16 protein-coding genes are annotated in these 18,648 nt (G+C 36.8%); 13 read left to right on the top strand and 3 right to left on the bottom strand.

Annotation, left to right across the window (positions count from 1 at the left end; all coding sequences use genetic code 11):
• Positions 1-367 precede the first annotated feature (367 nt).
• The gene (gene rny / locus AC4BD1_RS11715; protein ID WP_206910768.1) at positions 368-1,924 is read left to right on the top strand and encodes a ribonuclease Y; all 1,557 of its coding nucleotides are present in this window, start codon (positions 368-370) and stop codon (positions 1,922-1,924) included.
• A gap of 41 nt (positions 1,925-1,965) precedes the next feature.
• On the opposite strand, the gene proC is transcribed toward rny, so the two are convergent.
• Positions 1,966-2,781 (bottom strand): pyrroline-5-carboxylate reductase, encoded by an 816-nt coding sequence (gene proC / locus AC4BD1_RS11710; protein ID WP_206910788.1) that lies wholly within the window; start codon positions 2,779-2,781, stop codon positions 1,966-1,968.
• A 143-nt stretch (positions 2,782-2,924) separates the two neighbouring features.
• Between proC and mprF the strand changes: the two genes are divergently transcribed.
• Positions 2,925-5,498 (top strand): bifunctional lysylphosphatidylglycerol flippase/synthetase MprF, encoded by a 2,574-nt coding sequence (mprF, locus tag AC4BD1_RS11705; RefSeq protein WP_206910790.1) that lies wholly within the window; start codon positions 2,925-2,927, stop codon positions 5,496-5,498.
• Positions 5,499-5,670: 172 nt separating this feature from the next.
• Positions 5,671-6,522, top strand: a complete 852-nt coding sequence (gene ispE, locus AC4BD1_RS11700; protein ID WP_206910791.1) for a 4-(cytidine 5'-diphospho)-2-C-methyl-D-erythritol kinase — start codon at positions 5,671-5,673, stop codon at positions 6,520-6,522.
• Positions 6,523-6,742: 220 nt separating this feature from the next.
• On the opposite strand, the gene AC4BD1_RS11695 is transcribed toward ispE, so the two are convergent.
• Positions 6,743-7,951, bottom strand: coding sequence for a multidrug effflux MFS transporter (locus AC4BD1_RS11695; RefSeq protein WP_490485638.1), 1,209 nt, complete (start codon positions 7,949-7,951; stop codon positions 6,743-6,745).
• A 336-nt stretch (positions 7,952-8,287) separates the two neighbouring features.
• Between AC4BD1_RS11695 and AC4BD1_RS11690 the strand changes: the two genes are divergently transcribed.
• The 6 genes from AC4BD1_RS11690 to AC4BD1_RS11665 all read left to right on the top strand — a co-directional run bounded on the left by AC4BD1_RS11690 (position 8,288) and on the right by AC4BD1_RS11665 (position 14,310).
• On the top strand, positions 8,288-9,232 hold the full coding sequence (locus AC4BD1_RS11690; protein WP_490466626.1) for a metal ABC transporter substrate-binding protein: 945 nt from the start codon (positions 8,288-8,290) through the stop codon (positions 9,230-9,232).
• Between the two features lie 20 nt (positions 9,233-9,252).
• A complete protein-coding gene (locus AC4BD1_RS11685; protein WP_206910794.1) occupies positions 9,253-9,933 on the top strand; it encodes a metal ABC transporter ATP-binding protein in 681 nt (226 codons plus the stop codon).
• Positions 9,906-10,733, top strand: coding sequence for a metal ABC transporter permease (locus AC4BD1_RS11680; protein ID WP_490466625.1), 828 nt, complete (start codon positions 9,906-9,908; stop codon positions 10,731-10,733). Before AC4BD1_RS11685 ends, AC4BD1_RS11680 begins: the two co-directional genes overlap by 28 nt.
• 163 nt (positions 10,734-10,896) lie before the next feature.
• Positions 10,897-11,718 carry a pur operon repressor gene (gene purR, locus AC4BD1_RS11675; RefSeq protein ID WP_206899014.1) on the top strand — a complete coding sequence of 274 codons (822 nt, stop codon included), beginning with the start codon at positions 10,897-10,899 and terminating at the stop codon, positions 11,716-11,718.
• 157 nt (positions 11,719-11,875) lie between these two features.
• Positions 11,876-13,249, top strand: coding sequence for a bifunctional UDP-N-acetylglucosamine diphosphorylase/glucosamine-1-phosphate N-acetyltransferase GlmU (gene glmU / locus AC4BD1_RS11670; RefSeq protein WP_490466624.1), 1,374 nt, complete (start codon positions 11,876-11,878; stop codon positions 13,247-13,249).
• A 92-nt stretch (positions 13,250-13,341) separates the two neighbouring features.
• A complete protein-coding gene (locus AC4BD1_RS11665; RefSeq protein WP_067484661.1) occupies positions 13,342-14,310 on the top strand; it encodes a ribose-phosphate diphosphokinase in 969 nt (322 codons plus the stop codon).
• 172 nt (positions 14,311-14,482) lie between these two features.
• Here the strand turns inward: AC4BD1_RS11665 and AC4BD1_RS11660 are convergent, their stop codons facing one another.
• Positions 14,483-15,259: a hypothetical protein gene (locus AC4BD1_RS11660; protein ID WP_206910798.1), complete on the bottom strand. Its 777-nt coding sequence runs from the start codon at positions 15,257-15,259 to the stop codon at positions 14,483-14,485.
• Between the two features lie 264 nt (positions 15,260-15,523).
• On the opposite strand from AC4BD1_RS11660, the gene AC4BD1_RS11655 reads away from it, so the two are divergent.
• From AC4BD1_RS11655 to AC4BD1_RS11640, 4 genes are read left to right on the top strand one after another with little or no spacing between them, the layout of a single operon-like run.
• Positions 15,524-17,236 carry a patatin-like phospholipase family protein gene (locus AC4BD1_RS11655; protein ID WP_490485637.1) on the top strand — a complete coding sequence of 571 codons (1,713 nt, stop codon included), beginning with the start codon at positions 15,524-15,526 and terminating at the stop codon, positions 17,234-17,236.
• Positions 17,206-17,424, top strand: coding sequence for a YdbC family protein (locus AC4BD1_RS11650; RefSeq protein ID WP_067484668.1), 219 nt, complete (start codon positions 17,206-17,208; stop codon positions 17,422-17,424). Before AC4BD1_RS11655 ends, AC4BD1_RS11650 begins: the two co-directional genes overlap by 31 nt.
• Positions 17,425-17,440: 16 nt before the next feature.
• Complete coding sequence (locus tag AC4BD1_RS11645; protein WP_206910801.1) at positions 17,441-18,331, top strand: YicC/YloC family endoribonuclease; 891 nt, start codon at positions 17,441-17,443, stop codon at positions 18,329-18,331.
• A gap of 32 nt (positions 18,332-18,363) precedes the next feature.
• Positions 18,364-18,648, top strand: a complete 285-nt coding sequence (locus AC4BD1_RS11640) for a hypothetical protein (protein WP_206910804.1) — start codon at positions 18,364-18,366, stop codon at positions 18,646-18,648.

The raw sequence follows: 18,648 nt of genomic DNA, 5'->3' as shown, positions 1-18,648 counted from the left end.
TGTAATTACTGATGTATATTTTAAATGATCTGCACTCTGATATAACAGTTATGGCTAACTCGTTCAATTAGAATAATCAAATACTTGATCTTTATATTTGAGAAGAAAAAAAGATTAGGTCCAGCTAATAAATTAAGTGTTGTCAGTCTTTTTTTTGATTTCATAAATAAAAAACCACCGTTTAATATAAATTTAGAAAGCAGTTTCTTTGTTTATTTAAAGTTGACACTAAGGGGTACAAACATTAGAATAAACTTGTGTACTTTTTATACACATATGCAAGTAGGCATATTGATAAGATTAAAATAGTTTATCAGAAAAACTACGTGATTGATAAAATGAAAAAGATAGTATGGAGGTGGATTTTATGGTATTCAACATTCTCCTCGCTATCATCGGTTTAATTGTCGGTCTTGGTTTAGGGTTGGTCGTTGCGAAGTCACGTCACGAAAAAGAGATAGCCGGTGCAAAAACATCGGCTGTGGGTATTATCGAAAGTGCAAAGAAAGAAGCAGAGACTCTAAAAAAAGAAGCATTGTTGGAAGCTAAGGAAGAAAATCAGAAATATCGTTCTGAAGTTGAAAGTGAGCTGAGAGAAAGTAAATTAGAATTAAAATCTCAAGAAAATCGATTGATTCAACGTGAACAAACATTGAATCGTAAAGATGACTCATTGGAAAAACGTGAGAACTCACTTGAAAGCAAAGAAGAAATACTTAGTTCAAAACAGCAATTAATTGAAGAGCGAGAACAAGACGTTGAAAAATTGATTGAAGATCAACAAAAAGAATTAGAGAAAATTGCTGGTTTATCTAAAGAAGATGCAAAGGATGTTATCATGAAGTCAACCGAGGAAGAGTTGAATCATGAGTTAACTGTTATGGTGAAAGAATCTGAACAACGTGCAAAAGAAGAGGCTGATCGTAAAGCGAAGAACTTACTTTCATTAGCTATTCAACGTTGTGCAGCAGATCAAGTTTCTGAAACTACAGTATCAGTTGTTACTTTGCCAAACGATGAGATGAAAGGTCGCATTATTGGTAGAGAAGGACGCAATATCCGCACATTAGAAACACTGACAGGAATTGATTTGATTATCGATGATACTCCTGAAGCAGTTGTTCTTTCTGGTTTTGATCCAATTCGTAGAGAAATCGCAAGAATGACGTTGGAAAAATTAATTCAAGATGGGCGTATCCATCCAGCTCGTATTGAAGAAATGGTTGAGAAATCACGTAAGGAAATGGATGAACGTATTCGTGAATATGGTGAAGAGGCTGCATTTGAAGTTGGTGCGCATACACTCCATCCAGATTTGATTAAGATTTTGGGACGGTTACGATTTAGAACAAGTTATGGTCAAAATGTATTGAAGCACTCAGTAGAAGTTGCTAAGTTGTCTGGGATTTTAGCTGCAGAATTAGGCGAAGATATCCAATTAGCTAAGCGCGCAGGCTTACTACATGACATTGGGAAAGCACTTGATCATGAAATTGAAGGTTCCCATGTTGAGATTGGTGCAGAACTAGCTGCCAAATACAAAGAAAATCCAGTGGTTATCAATGCCATTGCTTCTCATCATGGTGATGTGGAAGCAACATCGGTTATTTCGGTGCTTGTGGCAGCAGCTGATGCATTATCTGCTGCTCGACCTGGTGCACGAAGTGAATCGTTAGAAAACTATATTCGTCGTCTTAAAAACTTAGAAAATATTTCTAATAGTTTTGCTGGTGTAGATTCAAGTTTTGCTGTACAAGCAGGACGTGAAGTACGTGTAATGGTAAAACCTGAAGAGATTTCTGATTTAGAGGCAGTTCGTTTGGTTAGAGATATCCGTAAACGAATTGAAGAAGAATTGGATTATCCTGGACACATTAAAGTAACCGTTATTCGCGAAACGCGAGCAACAGATTACGCTAAATAAAAAAAGACCAATGACTAAAATAGTCATTGGTCTTTTTTTATTTATTTTTGATCTTTTTGTGCAAGCATTTCTTGATCTTTTTCAATAGTAGTATTGATCCCCTTGATGATTGCTGGAATAAATCCAGCTTCTTCGAGGGCAACGACTCCGGCAACTGTCGTTCCTCCTGGAGAAGAGACCTGGTCAACTAATTCCCAAGGATTTTCATTGCTCTCAAGGAATTTTTCACATGAACCTAAAATTGCTTTGGCAGAGATTTCAGTGGCTATTTTTTTGGGTAATCCGTTGAGCACCCCGGCTCTTCCCATAGCATCAATGAGCATGTAAACAAATGCAGGCGAACTTCCAGCTAAGCCAATGAAAGTACTGAAATCTGATTCAGGTAAAGGATACACACTACCAATTGCTTCAAAAATCTGTGTTGCTTGTGTTAATTGTTCTTCTGTAGCAACAGAATTTTTACAAATGGCTGAGACTCCGGCACCAACACTCACATTCACATTTGGCATAACACGAACAATCGCGGCTTGTGAGCTATTTAAAGCTGCTTCAAGATCACTTAAAGTTGTACCAGATGCAATAGAAATGAAAAGGATTTTTTGACTGTAGTCTTGTAATTCATGAAGTACGGTTGAAATAATTTTGGGTTTTACTGCGAGTAAAAGAATGTCTACTTGTTCAGCAACTTCTTGGTTTGTTTGACAAGCAGTGACTCCTGTTTGTTTGGCAAAGGCTTGTGCGTTTTCAAAATGACCACTCGAAACAAAAATCTCATTTTTTGAAAAGGTTTCTTTTTCGAGTAGACCACGAATGATTGCTTGTGCCATATTTCCTGTTCCAATAAATCCAATATTCATTTTAATTCCTCCCTTTTGATTTTAGAATAGCTTTGTTTGCTAGGAATCGCAAGTAACGTGTTAAGCAAAAGTGGAAAATTATAATTAAATAAGCTAACATTAGTGTTATGAAATGAAAGTACATGAGTATGGAAGGTAAAAATGTGAAAAATAAAATACAATGGATCCTTCAATGGATGAAAAATCATAGTCTGATTTTAAAGTTGATTTTTTTTGGTTCAGTGTTAGTCTTTGTCGCAAATCAGGTTGCTAATATTGCAAACGGCATGAGCTGGCAAGATATTTGGGAAACGATGGATAAACAGAATCACGTAACCATTGTTTTGATGACGTTACTGGGATTGCTTGGCGTGTTGCCGATGCTTTTATATGATTGGGTGACACTTAGCGTATTGGAAAAGCAAGGAAAACCCAAGATGCCAAGGCAAGAGTTTTTTCTAGCAGCTTGGATCACGAATACAATCAACAATTTGGCAGGATTTGGCGGTGTCGTGGGCGCTAGTTTGCGAGCTAATTTTTACGGCAAACAGACGGATCGAAAAAAGGTACTAGCAACCGTTTCAAAAGTGGCAGTGTTTATGATAACGGGTCTATCAGTTTGGTCGCTGTTCACTTTTGTAGATGTCTTTTTTATTCAAACAGAAAGTATTTTTCGAAGTTACTGGATTTGGCTACTAGGTGGCAGTTTCGTTGCACCAGTTATTTTCTTTTTTGCATATCTTAAAAGAAGAACACTGTTTTCAGAGTTTTATCCCAAAGGCTTAGCAGGTTTGTTTTTTGCTTCATTTGGTCAGTGGACAGGTGCGTTAACCGTGTTTTTATTGATTGGCAAGCTGATGGGAATCGACATATCACTTCATTCGATATATCCCATGTTTATTGTAGCAACGTTGATTGGTATGTTAACGATGGTACCAGGTGGCATGGGAACATTTGATGTGTTGATGATTCTTGGCATGAGTCAATTATCTGTTCGTCAAGATGTTGCAGTTGTGTGGTTATTGTATTATCGCTTATTTTATTATGTAGTTCCGTTTTTAACAGGGATTCTTCTGTTTATTACGCATACAGGTGTAAAAGTAAACCGATTTCTTGATAATATTCCACGCTTGTTTTTCCAAAAAGTGGCACATATTATTTTAGTTAGTGCTGTTTATTTTGCGGGAATTATGATGGTTTTATTGTCAACAATTACAAATTTATCTGCAATTAGTCGCTTGTTTCAAATATTATTGCCTTTTTCATTTAATTTTTTAGATCAGACACTCAATTTACTTGTCGGATTTTTACTGTTAGGTTTGGCTCGTGGTTTAGCAATGAAGGTGAAAAAAGCTTATTTGCCAACTATCATCTTACTGATTTTTGGTATTTTGAATACAATTACTCGAACCTTGTCATGGGAATTGATTTTAGTTTATGTACTCATTTTGTTAGCAGTTTGGCTAGCACGCAAAGAATTTTATCGCGAAAAGTTTGTCTATTCTTGGGGCGCAATTGTTTTTGATGCTTGCTTGTTTGGTTTCTTGTTTATTGTTTATGCAATTGCAGGTTATCATAGTGGACAATTTTGGGTAGGACGAATGACTGCAAATAATTTTATTTTGTTTCCTTCAGATGAAGTCTGGTTTTCTGGACTGATTGGCCTAGGTATCTCGTTGTTAGCGTTGGTGGCATTATATCAATATTTAGCAACGGCAACGAATGAACTTGGAACGGAGTTAGAGGTAGAAAGATTGAATCGACTGATTGATCGATATGGTGGAACTGCTTCTAGTCATTATTTGCAACTGCCTGGTTATAAATATTTTTATTATCAAGAAGAAGGTGAGGATCAAGTAGTTTTCGGCTATCAGGTAAAAGGGAATAAATGCTTTGTGCTGGGAAATCCAATTGGCAATCCAGCTATGTGGCGAACAGCAACCAAAAGTTTCCTCAAAAAAGCTGATTGCTTGGGTTATCAACTGGCTTTTTATAAAGTTTCGGAAAAATATGTCGTGATGTTGCATGAAGTTGGTTTCCGTTTTGTCAAAGTAGGGGAAGCTGGGATTGCTGACTTAACGGTTGCAGATGTTCCTTGGTTCAATCAACAATTAGAATACCAACGATTAACCAATGAGGGTTATCATTTTACTTGGTATGATAAAATTCCTGATGAGCTACTTCCAACGCTGGAAGAGGTTTCGCAAGCTTGGCTGAATGGTGAAACAGAAAAACATTTTTCTGTTGGGCGATTTGACACAGAGTACGTGAAGACCAGTGGTGTGGGCGTTGTTCGAAAAGAGCAACAAGTAGTTGGATTTGTGACAGCACAACCAATGACACAAACACAAGTAGGATATGATTTGCTACGTGTGTTGCCGGGAGAACCTGTTGCATTGAGTGATTACTTGTTAGCCAATTTGTTTGTTGAATATCAAAAACAAGGGTACTTGGAAGCAAATCTTGGTTTAGCACCTTTGGCGAATGTTGGAGAAACAGACTTTTCATTTATTCAAGAAAAAATGATGAATATCGTTTATAATTATGGGAATTTTTTCTATGCTTTTCAAACAACATATGAAAGAAAATCAAAGTATGTCAGTCATTGGGAAGGTCGTTACTTTGCTTATATGAAAGGGAGCAATTTTGTATTCGCAACTCTTCAATTATTTATTCTGATTGGTCGAGGAAAAGGAAAAAATCCAAGTTTAGCTCAAGAAGTTTTGATTGAATTATAAAAATGAAATGAGTATGAGATATAAGGAGAGGATAAGATGTCATTCATTCTAGTCCTCTCCTTTTTCTTTTTGTATTAGTTGAAATAGGAATTTAAGGCGGAAGTTAGCTATACTTTTATTTTCCCCTATGATAGAATACTTTCGACTTAGACTTTTCGAATGGGTGAGAGGTATGGAACTAATTGAAAAAGCACCAGCCAAAATAAATTTAGGATTGGATGTATTATATAAGCGACCAGATGGGTATCACGAACTTGAAATGGTTATGTCGAGCGTGGACTTAGCAGACCATTTGATTTTTGAAGAATTACCTGAAGATCAAATCATTGTAGAAACAAATAAAGCTTTCTTGCCTGTAGATCAACGAAATAATGTCTATCAAGCAGCCTTATTATTAAAAAATAAATTTAAAATCAAAAAGGGTGTTAAAATCGTTGTTCAAAAAAACATTCCAGTGGCTGCTGGCTTAGGTGGAGGTAGTACCGATTGTGCTGCAGCCTTGCGCGGAATCAATCAATTGTGGGATTTGGGTTGTTCTTTAGAAGAACTCGCAGAAATTGGATTAGAGGTTGGCACAGATGTTCCTTACTGCGTATATGGGAATACGGCATTTATTGGTGGCAAAGGGGAGAAAGTAAACCTGATTCCATCTATGCCACAATGTTGGGTCATTTTAGTCAAACCAAGAATGAGTGTTTCCACGCGAACGGTATTCAGAGATCTTGACACGCAAGCCATTCAGCATCAGGATGTTGCCGGATTGGTGGAAGCAATCCAGCAGCAGGATTATCAACGAATGATTCAAAAAATGGGCAACAGTTTAGAAGATGTGACGGGTAAAAGGCATCCTGTGATTCATCAGATCAAAGAGCGAATGATTAAGTATGGGGCGGATGTGGCATTGATGAGCGGTAGTGGACCAACTGTTTTTGGTTTATGTCAGCATTATTCGAGAGCACAACGAGTATATAACGGATTAAAGGGATTTTGTGATGAAGTTTATCTTGTACGCACATTGCGTTAAGTATAACGAGTTTAGTAAAAGCTTCTTTGTAGTCGATTGACTAACTGTAAATCAATTAAAAAAGCATATACGTTTAGTTTTCTTTTGCGACTAAACTTATGTGCTTTTTTTCTCTATTTATACTAGCTATAAGTTGTTAATTCTAATTAATGAGTAATCGAATAAATTAAAAAGTTGTACGAAACAATGGATTGTCTCGTACAACTTTTATTAATGGCTCTTATTTTTCTTTTTTTATCGTTACACTTTTGATACAAAGCAGTGAAATCAGTAGTAAAACGAGGCAAAAGAGTGGTAGTACAAAAAGAGAACCATTATGCAACAAGCTGATCAAAAAAGTACAGAGGCTGACAACAATGTAGTATCCAAGACTAAGAAATGCGCCAGCCGTGCCAGCTATCGATGCAAATTTTACAAGTGCTAGGCTTAGACAATTAGGTAATGCCATACCTACACCAGCCAGTAAAATAAAAATCCCAAGAATGTACATCGTTACTTGGCTGACGAAATGAACTGGCAGAGACGCTGTTAGTCCAAGGAAAATAGCTCCAAGCAAGGCAAGTTTAATTCCATTTGTAATAATGGTTTCAGGTGCTAAATGATTTAATTCGCGATTTGATAGCCACGCACCAACTACTGTGGCTAAAGCCACGATGCTTCCCATGAACCCATATTGGCTCTGAGTAAAATGAAACTTTTCGATAAAGATCGTGGGTGCTTCTGAATGGTAACTAAAAAGAATCCCATTAAAAATCCCAATCAGTATTCCAAATGAAATTGTATAACGATCTAACAACATTTTTTTACCTACTGAAAAACCTTTTTTCGTATCGACTCTAGTTTGAGTAAACATAGCTGTTTCTGGTAATCCTTTAAGACTCCAGAAAAGAAGAATCATCCCCATAATCACTAAGAACAAAAAGACAGCTCTAAATCCATAAAATTCACCCAGAAGTCCACCAATCAAAGGACCAATGGCTGGCGAAAAAGCGAGCGCCGCAGAAATTTTTGCAAATAATTGATGTCTTTCGTTGCCTGAGTAGTTATCACGTAAAATGGTTTGTGTGGTTACAGATCCTGTACTTGCACCAAATGCTTGAATGAAACGACCAACAAAAAGTAGTTCGATAGTTTTAGATGCTAAACAGAGGAAACAACCAAGAACATACACTAGAATTCCTAGGTTCATTGCTTTTCTTCGGCCAAAAAAATCTGATCCAATTCCCCAAAAGAAGACACCAAGTGCAAAGGAAATGAAATAGATGCTCAACGTCATTTGAGCAATATTGAGTTGGACACCATATTTCTGAGCGATTTCTGTCAAAGATGGCGTATAGATTGTCTCACTGATTTGTGGAAACCCAACTAAGCAAATTAGTAGCGATAAATTTATTTTTTTATTTTTATTTTTTTCGATGTTTTTTTCCAATGTTAAAACTCCTACTAGTTTATTTATCTAGGGAAAAAACATCCATTCCAGGGAAATGGTGGAATCATGATTTTTATCCAATTGTAAAAATTCATGGAATCACCCCTTTCGTAAAGTTCACCGCCATTCTATCCGAGATGAGAATGATTGTCTAGTTTGTAGAAAACTAGTCCATTCTATGAGAAAGTATTCAAATGTTTTACGGTTTATCTCCAAATATACGTCGTAAATCAGAAGATTTCCGAATTCTATTGACTGTAATTTTTTATTTTGATACATTAGTTCACGTTGATAAATCGTAAAATTACGATTTGCTATTTTAGAGAGGGGTAAACAATGATTAAAAAATATGTATGGGCAACGATAGCTGTTGCAGGAATGTTGTTATTTGCTGCTTGCGGACAAACTGAAAAGAAAAGTGAGTCAAAGACAGACGAATTAACCATTATTACTTCTTTTTATCCAATGTATGATTTTACGAAGGAAGTTGTTGGTGACGAAGGAAACGTTGAGTTACTGATACCTGCAGGAACAGAGCCACATGACTTTGAACCGAGTGCGAAAGAAATGGCGAAAATTTCGGATGCAGATGTTTTCGTGTATAATAGTTCAGACATGGAAATTTTTGTTGATTCAATGAAGAAGTCGGTCGATCAGGAAAAAACATTGATGATTGAGGCAGCTAAAGGAATCGAACGCTTAGAAGGATCAGAAGACCATGATCACGAAGCCGAAGCGGAGCATGATGCGCATGACCATGAATATGATCCTCATGTATGGTTAGATCCAGTCCTAGCAATCCAAGAAGTTCAAACAATTGCGAAAGAGTTGGGAGATAAATATCCTGAGAAGAAAGCAACATTTGAAGAAAATGCGGAAGCTTACATCAAAAAATTAGAAGAGTTAAATCAAAAATATGTAACAGAACTAAAAGACGCAAAAAATCGAACTTTTGTTACGCAACATGCTGCATTTGCCTATTTAGCGAATCAATATCAGTTAACTCAAAAATCGATTTCAGGTATTTCACCAGATCAAGAGCCGACCCCAAGTCGTTTGGCAAAATTGAAAGAATTTGTTGAAGAAAATCAAACAAAAGTCATTTATTTTGAAGAAAATGCTTCTTCGAAAGTGGCGGAAACGCTAGCCGCTGAAACAGGCGTGAAGCTTGAAGTATTAAATCCACTGGAAAGTCTAACGGAAAAACAAATAGCTGCGGGTGAGAATTATATTTCTGTGATGGAAGAAAATTTAGCGGCATTGAAAGAAAGTATCAAGTAAGTTTAGAAGGAGGTCTAGTGATGCATTATATCGAAGTATCTGATTTGACCTTTTATTATGAAGAAGAGCCAGTGTTAGAGGATGTATCTTATCATGTCGATGCTGGGGAGTTTGTCATTTTAACTGGAGAGAACGGAGCAGCAAAGTCAACGCTGATTAAAGCAACCTTGGGTTTATTGAAGCCAACCAAAGGAACTGTCACGATTGCTGCAGAAAATCAAGAAGGAAAAAAATTGAAGATTGGTTACATTCCACAACAAGTGGCATCATTTAACGCGGGATTTCCAAGCACAGTGATTGAGTTAGTTCGTTCAGGACGATTTCCTCGAGGTAAATGGTTCAAACGTTTAACTAAAAAAGATCACGAATATGTAAAACTTGCCTTAGAGTCTGTTGGAATGTGGGATATGCGGCATCGTCGTATTGGGGAGTTATCAGGCGGACAAAAACAGCGAATTAGTTTGGCACGTTTGTTTGCAACTGATCCAGATTTATTTATTTTAGATGAGCCAACGACAGGAATGGACGAAGAATCTAGAAATGAATTTTATCGATTGTTGCGACATAGCGCACATGTACATGGAAAATCTGTCTTGATGATCACTCACGACCATGAAGACATCAAACAGTATGCAGATCGACAAATTCGTTTGGTAAGGAAGGAGGACTCACAATGGCGTTGCTTTCATATGAATTCATGAGAAGAGCCTTTCTGGCTGCAATTTTTATTGCAGGGATTGCTCCGATGTTGGGGGTTTTCTTAGTAATTAGAAGACAGTCGTTGATGGCTGATACACTTTCTCATGTTTCGTTAGCAGGGGTAGCGTTGGGGTTCTTTCTCAATTTGAACCCAACAGTTACCACAATGATTGTTGTAGTCTTAGCTGCAATTGTTTTAGAATATTTACGTACGATTTATCGAACATACTCTGAGATTTCGATTGCAATTTTAATGGCTGGTGGATTAGCGTTAGCGTTAGTTTTGATGAATTTAAGTGGTGGAAATTCTGCAACGAGTATCCAATCTTATTTATTTGGCTCAATCGTGACGATCACATGGGACCAAGTCATTTTCTTGGGCATTTTATTTGTGGTCATTGGTGTCATGTTTGTTTTATTCAAACGTCCAATGTATGTCTTAACTTTTGATGAAGATGTGGCACATGTTGATGGGCTACCCATTCATGCAATGTCAATGATGTTCAACGTGATAACTGGTGTTGCAATTGCAGTGATGATCCCAATAGCAGGTGCATTGTTGATTTCTGCAATCATGGTGTTACCTGCAGCAATTGGTATGCGTTTAGGTCGAAGCTTTAACGTCGTAATTGCGATTAGTATTTTTGTTGGATTTATCGGGATGCTTTCTGGGTTAGGTAGTTCCTTTTATTTGGACACACCACCTGGAGCAACAATCACGTTAGTCTTTATTGGCTTATTCTTACTCGTTAATATAGTCAAACGACTATCGATTGGTGTAAAACGAAAAAATCGAGTATAAAATAGCCTGAGAGGAACAGTGGAAACGAAATATTTCCGCTGTTTCTTTTTTTATAAATCAGAAATACCGAACTATTTTCTTCTTTTTTTATAAAATGCTCGAATTTTTGAAAAAAAACTTATATAATGAAAAACGACAATTTTAAAAAAGGGAGCTGGAATATGTGAAAGTACGTCGCAGTGAGCGTCTTGTTGATATGACTCAATATTTATTAGATCATCCACATGAATTGATTTCGTTAACAAGTTTTGCCGAACGTTATGAATCTGCTAAATCTTCCATCAGTGAGGACTTAGGGATTATCAAGAAAACATTTAAAGAAAGAGGTTACGGCACACTAGAGACAATTCCTGGTGCGGCGGGTGGTGTCTTGTTTATTCCTGAGATTCCTTATGAAGAAGCAAAAAAATATATTGAATCTTTAGCCGAACGCCTATCAGAGCAAGATCGTTTGTTGCCAGGTGGCTATGTTTACCTATCGGATTTATTAGGGGAACCTGAGTTATTAAGACAAGTTGGAAAAATCATTGCATCAAAATATTTAGGTGAAAAAATTGATGCGGTGATGACAGTTGCGACAAAAGGCGTACCAATTGCCCAAGCTGTTTCTTATTATTTAAATGCGCCATTTGTCATTGTTCGACGTGATTCAAAAATCACGGAAGGATCAACTGTAAGCGTAAATTACGTTTCAGGTTCATCAGAACGAATTGAAAAAATGGAGCTTTCTAAAAGAAGTTTAAAACGTGGTTCAAGAGTTCTTGTCGTCGATGACTTTATGAAAGGTGGCGGAACAGTGAACGGGATGAAGAGTTTGATTGAAGAATTCGAGTCTGAATTAGTTGGTATCACTGTTTTTGCCGAATCAAAATTCCACGGACATCGTGCAATCGATGATTATACTTCTCTACTTTATGTGAAAGATGTGGATACAAAAACGAAAAATATTACTGTTGTTCCTGGAAATTATTTTTCAGAAGAATAAATTTTTAGCGAAATGAACTAAGTGTAGAAGAGGTTGGGACAAAAATTTGTCCCAACCTTTTTGTTTTTAATTGAATTTTTTAAAATAATCGTTAGTTGAAAAAAAGCGAGCACTGGGCTAAACTTAACACAGGAAATGATAACTAGGAGTGAAGTAAGTGGAAGCACGTTATGCAATTATTTTGGCAGCGGGGAAAGGAACCCGCATGAAGTCAAAACTCTATAAAGTATTACATCCAGTTTCTGGAAAACCAATGGTCGAACACATCATCAATCGAGTAAGCGAAACAAACCCTGACGAAATCATCACAATCGTAGGTCATGGTGCTGAGCAAGTGAAAGCACAACTGGGTGAACGTAGTGAATATGCTTTACAAGCAGAACAATTAGGAACTGGACACGCAGTTTTACAAGCAGCTTCTTTCCTAGAAGGCAAAAAAGGAACGACTTTAGTCATCAGTGGGGACACACCTTTACTAACGACGGAAACACTAAATAATTTATTTGAATACCATCAAGGGAAAAATGCTAGTGCAACGATTTTAACAGCACATGCACAAAATCCTACCGGTTACGGGCGAATTATTCGTGATCATGTTGGGATTGTAGAAAAAATTGTTGAACAAAAAGATGCTTCACCAGAAGAAGCTCGTGTACAAGAAATCAATACCGGTACTTACTGTTTTGATAATGAAGCTTTATTTACTGCATTGAATAAAGTTGGGACGAATAACGCTCAAGGTGAATATTATTTAACCGATATTATTGAAATCTTAAAAGAAGATGGAAATACAGTTGCTGCTTATCAAACGGAAGATTTTGAAGAGTCTATGGGTGTGAACGATCGTATCGCATTGGCAAAAGCAAATGAAATTATGCGTAACCGAATTAATGAAGCACACATGACTAATGGTGTTAGTTTTGTTGATCCAGCGTCAACTTATATTGATGCTGGTGTCGTGATTGGTTCAGACACAGTGATTGAAGCAGGCGTACAATTGCAAGGCGAAACGGTCATTGGAATGGATTGCATGATTGGCGCACATTCACGAATCGTAGATAGTGTAATTGAAGATAACGTTGTAATTACCAATTCTGTGGTTGAAAGTAGCCATGTCAAAAAATCAGCAGATATCGGTCCATTTGCTCATTTGCGCCCAAATGCTGAAATTGGCGAAGGCGCACATATTGGGAACTTTGTTGAAGTCAAAAATGCTGAAATTGGTAATCATACAAAAGTTGGTCATTTGACTTACGTTGGGGATGCAACGCTAGGTGAAGACATCAATGTTGGCTGTGGCGTTGTTTTCGTTAACTACGATGGCAAACAAAAACACCATACAAAAGTCGGTGCACATAGTTTTATCGGCTCAAATTCAAACATTGTTGCACCTGTGACGATTGAAGAGAACAGTTCGATTGCAGCTGGTTCAACAATTACAAATGACGTTCCTGAATATGCACTTGCAATCGCACGTGCGCGACAAGTAAATAAAGAAGGATATGCGAAAAAACTCCCTTATCTCAATTAGTTTTTTTTAAAATAACTTGATTTATTTAAAAAATATGTCTACTATTTACTAGGAAGAATTTCAGAGTTGTGAAAAAGAAAGTGGAGGTCCCCATGTCAAATCATTATTTTGATCCAAGATTAAAGATTTTTGCGTTAAACTCAAATCGCCCGTTAGCTGAGAAAATCGCAGCAGCTGTTGGTGTGGAATTAGGAAAGTCATCTGTTACTCAATTCAGTGATGGTGAGATTCAAGTAAACATTGAAGAAAGTATCCGTGGTTCACATGTGTATGTTATCCAATCAACAAGTAGCCCAGTAAATGACAATTTAATGGAATTGTTGATTATGATCGATGCTTTGAAACGCGCTAGCGCAAAAACAATTAATGTAGTTATGCCGTATTATGGTTATGCACGTCAAGACCGTAAAGCGCGTGCTCGGGAACCAATTACCGCTAAATTAGTTGCAAACATGATTCAAAAAGCAGGAGCAACAAGAATGTTGACCCTAGACCTTCACGCTGTTCAAATTCAAGGTTTCTTTGATATTCCTGTTGACCATTTAATGGGTGCACCATTAATTGCTAATTATTTCTTAGAAAAAGGAATCAAAGGGGACGATGTTGTTGTTGTTTCACCTGACCATGGTGGCGTAACTCGTGCACGTAAATTGGCTGAGTTCCTAAAAGCACCAATTGCAATCATCGACAAACGACGTCCTAAAGCAAATGTTGCTGAAGTAATGAATATCATCGGTAAAGTTGAAGGAAAAACTTGTGTCTTGATCGATGACATGATTGATACGGCAGGTACTATCACATTAGCAGCTAATGCGTTGAAAGAAGCAGGAGCAACAAGTGTTTATGCTTCTTGTACACATCCAGTTTTATCTGGTCCAGCTTTGCAAAGAATTGAAGATTCAGCAATCGAACGCTTAGTTGTAACGGATTCAATTTATCTACCAGAAGATCGTAAAATTGATAAAATCGACGAAGTTAGCGTAGGTGGTTTGATGGGTGATGCAATTAAACGCATTCACGAAAACAAACCAGTTAGCCCACTTTTTGAAACAAAAAAATAAGAACTTAAAATGAGGCTGTGGTACAAAATACTCAGCTACGACAAGTTGTTCTGAGAACAGTGCTCATTCGAAAGAAATAGGTATGACAAAATTTTTGTCATACCTATTTCTTTTTTGCAAAAAAAGAACGTAACATCTAGATGCTACGTTCTTTCACACAGATAAAACTTTTTTAACTTAATGTGCTGTAAGCAAGGTCATCAACTTCACTGATTAAACGCCAACGTCGGTCAAGTGTATTGTAAACCAGTGTTCCAATTACAGGTTCTTCACGATAGCGAGTCCCTTTTAGTTTCCAAATGTAGTCTTCAATCACATAGATAGGGATTCGATACTCATCATTGATCAAACCAGCTTGTTCAAATGAAAAAATGATTCCTTCTTGCATCAATGGACGCATTTCTTTTAGTAAATCCCCATTGATTTTTTCAACAGTGATGCCACGACGAAAGAATGATTTCTTTTCGTTAATTTTATCCGCAAGAATTTGGCTCATTTTGTCTGCAAAAATTCGATAAAATTCGTCTAAATAGCGATAATAAATACGGTTCAACTGATCGCTTAAATCAAAATAGACAAAATTATTTTGTAATTTATAGAAAAATGGTGAGTGCAGATGGGTTTTCATATGCCCAAAATACAATAATTCTGAAATCTCTAATGGGGATAATTCTTTTAACATTGTTAAATCTGTAAAGTCTATCCACTTTAAATCGTCTGTGTTGTGGCGATTACGAAGTGAGGAAAAGAAATGTTGTATGTTTTCTGTCCCACGAATAATTTTTAAGCCAGTGTGAGGCTCATATTCTCCTGCTGAAGCAGCAGGATCTAACAGTAGCAAGTTTTGAGGATAATGCACGATGCTGTTTGAAAAATCATTCGCAGTTAATCCTTTGGTCAAAACAGCGTTACTCGTTGTATCGATATGTACATAAACTGAATCAGTCATCATGCCCCTCCTCACTTGATTTCTCAACTATTTTATTTTACAACAATTGTAAGAAAAAAGCTTGTTTCTTTTATTTTAAAATTCCATTACAAAGTCACGCTTTCATTGAAAATAACCGTAGCTTTCAAATCGCTGGAAATTTGGTGTCAGTTATTTTTCAGAAAAGAATAATGAATTATTTTGTCTTCATACATTTTAGATGTATTTGTTCAGACAAGAATTTTTTTTAAGAGACTGCTATACTTGAAGAAAAAGGAGAGAGCAATGGATATTCAACCGATTTATTGGTCAGAAAGGCAACGACTACACAGCGAAAGTCAAAAAATGACGCAACCATTTCCATTTTTCAGTGAACAACAAAAAAGTCGCGACTCTTTTTGGCAAACGACCAAAAAGAAAAATGCATGGCGAGTCAAAGTCGGTAAGCTAGTCCTCTATTTTGAAAAGAAAATGGGAGAAGCAAGTGAGTCAGATCATTTAGTTATAACGAATGTATTGGTCAATGAAGCTTTTCAACAATGGCGCCAACTATTTACGTTGCTAGAAAGCTGTACGCGTTACTTTTTGAAGTCTACTTGTCAATTTTCTTTTTCGCAATCAGTTTCTTCACAAATGACTGAACTATTTATCCAGTTTGGGTATCAGAAAGTTGATACTACGGCAACTCGATGGGTGAAAAATATTTCTGGACATCTTGCTGTGGTTTTTGGTGGGGGTGGGGCACACGGCGCGTATCAAATTGGTGTATGGAAAGCCTTGCAAGAAGCTGGATTTTCAGTTGAGATCATTACGGGTACGTCAGTCGGTGCAATCAATGGTATTTTGATGTTGCAAGGTGATTTGAATCAAGCCGAATTTTTATGGACGAATTTATCGACCAATCAGATTTTAGCTGTGCCAGAAAACTTACCTTTAACTGATTTGCGCCAACAATTGTTGAATGATATTCGTCAAATGACTAAGACGGCTTTTTTGACTCGCGGTATTTCTTCAATGCCGTTAGAAGAATTGCTGAGAAAATCATTGGATTTGAAATATCTCGTTCAAAAAACGAAACCACAACTATTTACAGTTACGACTAAAATCCCTGAAATGATTGAGAAAGTGGTGCCTATTCAAAAGATGCCACCAGAACAAATTCCTAATTGGATCGTTGCTTCTGCTTCTTTTTATCCAGCGATGACCTATAAAAAAATTGACAAAGATCGGTATATTGATGGCGGGTATAAAAATAATCTGCCAGTAGATGTTGCGATTGAACAAGGAGCAACTGAAGCTTTTGTGGTAGATGTTCAGGGCCCTGGGATTACGAAAAAAGTCAAAAAACCATTAGGATTTGTTGAATGGCATTGTCGCTCACTTTGGACACTGGGGACATTTTTGATTTTTGATGGACAGCGTAATTCATTGAATTTACAATTAGGTTATTTGGAAACACAGAAGCAGCTACACCAATATGAAGGACATTGGTATACCTTTGATTCGACTGTTTTGGCTGAAAAAGTTTGGAAAAAATTCTTACGTATATTAGCCAAGGAAAAAAAATTAGATCTTTCTTTTTTCTATGACGTAAAATTTTGGGAGGATTTGCGTAATGTATATAAAGACAGGGTCGTCATTGAAACATGCGGATTAGCGATGCTAGAACTTTTGGCAAAACAAATGTATCTACTACCTAATAAAGTTTATCGAGTACCAGAAATGCTTGCGTTGATTCGTGAGAAAGAGCAACGCCCTTTTACAGAAATTGTTAAGAAAGAAATCGGGTTGCTGAGTCTGGAAGAGTGGTGGTCTTCTTCGAGAGAACAACGTTTAGAACAAAAATTGACGATACTAGCAAAAAAGCTTTATGCTAGTACACAAGAAAAGGTTCAAGTGTTACTTAACGAACAACCAGTGGACACATTATTTGTTTTATATGCACATTATCTTAAGGAGGAACAAGAATGGCACAAGAATTTTCCTATGAAATCATAGAAGAGATTGCAATTTTATCTGAGAACGCAAAAGGTTGGCGTAAAGAATTAAATTTGGTTAGTTGGAATGGTCGTCCGCCAAAATTTGACTTGCGTGACTGGTCACCAGAACATGAAAAGATGGGTAAAGGATTGACATTGACTAATGAAGAATTTGAAGCACTGCAAAAAGCAATAGAAAACATGTAAGAAAGGACCCTGTCGAATGAAAAGTATGACCGGTTTTGGCAAAGCAATCCGCGAAACAAAAGAGTATCAATTAGATATCGAGATTAAAAGTGTCAACCAACGTTTTTTAGATATTCAATTACGCAGTCCGAAACTTCTAAATTTTCTCGAAGGTGACATGCGACAGTTGATTAAACAACAGCTTACTCGTGGACGTGTTGAAGTTTTTGTAAATATAACGCACATTGGAGAGAATGCGAAACAAGTTGAAATCGACTGGTCATTGATTGATTCATTAGTGACGCAACTTTCTCAAGGGGTACATGATCGTTTCGGTGGAGAAGTTCAACTTTCGGTAGCATCCTTGATTGAGCGTCTAGCATTACAAGAAAAATTTGTCTCGGTCAGTGAACCAGAAAAAGCAGATGAAGAAGAACTAAGGCTACTAGTTCAAGAAACATTGTCTGAAGCATTAGGTGGAATTGAACGTAGTCGTGAAGCAGAAGGTCAGGCGTTAGCTGCTGTATTATTGCAGAATCAAGCCGAATTTTCGCAAGTGCTAGACAATCTATCAGCCTTTGTTGAAACATATGAACAAGAATTCCAAATACGTTACCAAAAAAAATTGGAAGAATTTTTAGGTGATAAAGTTGATGAGCAACGATTGTTGACGGAGTTGGCCATTTTATTAGAGCGTGGGGATATTCATGAAGAACTAGATCGTTTGTTTATCCATCTCGGAAAATTAAATGACTTAATTTTGATGCCTACACCAGTTGGTCGAGAGCTTGATTTTCTAATCCAAGAAATGAATCGAGAAGTGAACACGATTGGATCAAAATCAAGTGCAATTGAAATCAAAAACCAAGTAGTCCAATTAAAAACGATTTTAGAAAAAATTCGTGAGCAAGTCCAAAATATTGAATAATTGCACGAAACAAAAAAAGGAGGAAGTTTATAATGAACTATTATGATATTACTTTTCATGAATTAAGTGGCAAAAGTGTGGTTAAAAGAAATGTCCCATCAGATAAAGAAGGATTCGATGTTTGGAAAGACGCATGCGTAAAAATTTCAGACCAAGAACTAAATATTTTAATCAATGACGGGACATATGTAACGCTTAACCGAAAATTTATTGTACGCATAGATACACAAGAAGTTAGTGATCCAACAGAAAAAGTACTCAGCCGCAAGGACGAAATCATTGGCGTCGTGAATACTTTGTCCAATATGGGCTTTTAA

This window comes from Enterococcus sp. DJ147D b (genome assembly GCF_058216655.1).
The sequence above is the reverse complement of the archived record's forward strand: the minus strand, read 5'-3'. Positions and strand labels throughout refer to the sequence as shown.